Here is a 2,690-nt window from a genome sequence, read left to right as displayed (position 1 = left end):
GCCCCAGCCAGATGTAGAGGACAGTGACGCCGGCTATGATAAGAAAGAGGACGGTGGAAGCGGCGCAGCCGTAGCTGAATCTGTCGAACTCAAACAGGTACTGGCGCGTCAGTACTGACATGGTCACGGTCTGGGTGCTGGTAGGAGTCATAACGTATACGAGATCGAAGAGCCGCAGCCCGTCGAGTATCCCGAAGATGATGGTCACCATCAGCGGCGCACGTATCAGGGGTAGCGTCACTCGCCGGAAAACCTTGAATGGATGAACGCCGTCAATCTTGGCGGCCTCATAGATATCACTAGGCACCGTCTGCAGTGCGGCGAGGATGAGAAGCGCCACAAATGGTGTGCTCCTCCAGACTTGAACAACTAGGACCGCAGAGACCATTGTGTCGGGATCGGCCATCCACGCGACCTTGTGACTTATCACCCCAAGGCGCAGCAGAATGTCGTTTATGATGCCAAACTGGTCATTGAACATCCACGCCCACATCTGTGCGGACACAACCCCTGGAAGCGCCCAAGGCACGAGTATGGCGGCGCGCACGAGGGCCCGCCCCGGAAACTGGGAATGGAGCACGAGCGCGACGACAAGACCCAGGACCGTCGCGCTGCTTACCGAGATCAGCGCGAATTTCAGTGTGTTCCAAACAGCGTTCCACCAAATGGGATCTGCGAGCAGTCCGCGATAGATTGTGCGGCCGCTCTTTAGCGTGGTCCAGGTGAAATAGTTCTGAAAGCCTATGAATTGAGCGTCCGCGATATTGTTAAGTGACCCATCGGTGAAGCTGAAGTAGATGGTGCGGACGAGCGGCCAGGCCGCGACCAGCACTAACAACAGCAGGGTCGGCGCCAAAAACACCCAGGCGGAGTGAACACGCTGCGCATTCAAATCCGAGTAGTTGATGCTCGAGGAGCGCGCGAGCGCAGCCGGCGTATCTGCGGCAAGAAGATCGGCCATCACATAAGACTTTCCATGCGGTTCGGCTCTGCAGAGCTTAGCAAGAAGGGCGGCCATAATAGCCGCCACCCTTCGTGATGGCTGAGGACACGATGATTGTACTCTTGTCCTCAGCCTTCCTCGGCCGGGAGGCTTACCAGCCGCTGCCCTTCAATTCGGTCAGTTGCGCCTCGACACGTTCTAGATTCTCGGCAGCGGTCCCTTTGCCGGAGAGCGTATCATTGACGGCCGTAAAGAAGATCGTGTTGGCCTCGTTCCATCTAGATTTGAGAATCACCGAGGGGCGTATAGCCCCGCCGTCAATCACCCCCTTCATCGTTGGCATAAAAGGCTGGGCAGCAACTACGTCCGAATCGTCAAAGAGCGATGGGACCGCGGGCATGTCTCCAAGCTGAAGCGCGGCGTCCTTCTGCACTTCAGCCGAAGCCAAGAACTTTACCAACTCGATGGCCTCTTGCTGGTGTTCGGAATACTTCGATACTACGTTACCCTTCACGCCGAGCGTTGGCGCCGAGACTTCACCAGGATCCGCCGGCAATGGCATGACATCGAACTTGCCTCTTACGGCGCTATCGTCGGCATTACTGAGTTGATAGGCATAAGTCCATTGGCGCATGAACACGGCATTGCCCGACTGCCACACCCCGCGCGACTCTTCCTCTCCATAAGAGACGACACCTGGAGGGGAGATCGTGCCGACCCAACCCTTGGCCCGCTCAAGGGCGGCAACTGCCTTTTCGTTGTTGATGGAGATGGTCCCGTCCTGCTCGATGATGTTGCCGCCACCTGAGGACCTGATCCACTCAAGCGCATTGCAGGTCAGTGTGTCATTGCCCCTTCCCTGAAAAACGAAGCCCCACATATCAGGGTTACCGGCTGCGCGTTCCTTATCCTGAATTTCCTTGGCAGTTGCCGTGAGTTCGTCCCAGGTCTTGGGCGGCGCCTTACCATACTTCTCCAACAGATCCTTGCGGTAAAAGAGCAGCGGCCCATCTGAATAACGCGGCAGCGCAAGTAGCTTGCCGTCAACCGTCAGTGACTGGATAATTGAAGGGAAGGTTTCGCCGATGACATCGCCGGCCACGCCTTTTAAGTCAACCAGGTGGTCCGCAAATGCGGACAGCCATATGTCCTTCATCGCGAGGACGTCGACACTCTTGTCGCCAGCCGCAAACCAGAGCCGATACTGGCTGAGCACTGCGGAGGGTGCCGCGGGCAAATGTATAAGCGTCACCTTATTGCCGGTTGCCTTCTCGAACTTGGCAATCTCTGTGGCAAAGAAGTCGAAGCCATAACCGGTTGCAAACGTCAATTCGGCGGCGCTGGCGACGTTGGCTCCGAAGGCCATCGTGGCACTAAGACATAGGGTCCCCACGAAAGATTTCATTGTTGGCTCCTCCCCAAGCTGCTCGGGTGCGCAGACGCTCTGCATTGCGATGCGACTTCGAACGGAAACTTTCCGCCCCACCAATCCGACTTAATCGAATACTCGAACGAATGCTCCAGTTAGAACAACGTTCCATGCTTTGGCCATCATTGTCAATCCGGGACATTCGACAGCTACCTTTGCCACAGGTTTGTTGCCGGTAATGGGGAACAGCACGGAGACGGGATGGGCCTTGACCTGATTGTCGATCCGCACGAGATAACCATCAGAGAACTCGATCTCGATCCGCCCCGCACCCGGCGCAGGAGCACTGGTCATCCTTGGCGGCGAGGATTCTGTCGC

At 56.8% G+C, this 2,690-nt stretch carries 3 protein-coding genes; all 3 read right to left on the bottom strand.

Going from position 1 to position 2,690, the window contains the following annotated elements; translation table 11 throughout:
* Window positions 1-961 (bottom strand): sugar ABC transporter permease (locus tag EOA85_RS32050; protein WP_164760021.1); only part of this gene is annotated, 961 nt, incomplete at its 3' end.
* 133 nt (window positions 962-1,094) lie between these two features.
* Window positions 1,095-2,348 carry an ABC transporter substrate-binding protein gene (locus tag EOA85_RS32045; RefSeq protein ID WP_127212402.1) on the bottom strand — a complete coding sequence of 418 codons (1,254 nt, stop codon included), beginning with the start codon at window positions 2,346-2,348 and terminating at the stop codon, window positions 1,095-1,097.
* A gap of 90 nt (window positions 2,349-2,438) precedes the next feature.
* Window positions 2,439-2,690 (bottom strand): hypothetical protein (locus tag EOA85_RS32040; RefSeq protein ID WP_206523414.1); only part of this gene is annotated, 252 nt, incomplete at its 5' end.

The sequence above is a fragment of the Mesorhizobium sp. M5C.F.Ca.IN.020.29.1.1 genome (assembly GCF_003997375.1).
In the GTDB taxonomy this organism is placed as follows: Bacteria; Pseudomonadota; Alphaproteobacteria; order Rhizobiales; family Rhizobiaceae; genus Mesorhizobium; species Mesorhizobium wenxiniae.
This window is presented reverse-complemented; position numbering and strand designations above follow the sequence as displayed.

Excerpts from the sequence above, each read along its gene's own strand:
- EOA85_RS32045 (WP_127212402.1), bottom strand. The coding sequence starts at position 2,348 with ATGAAATCTTTCGTGGGGACCCTATGTCTTAGTGCCACGATGGCCTTC.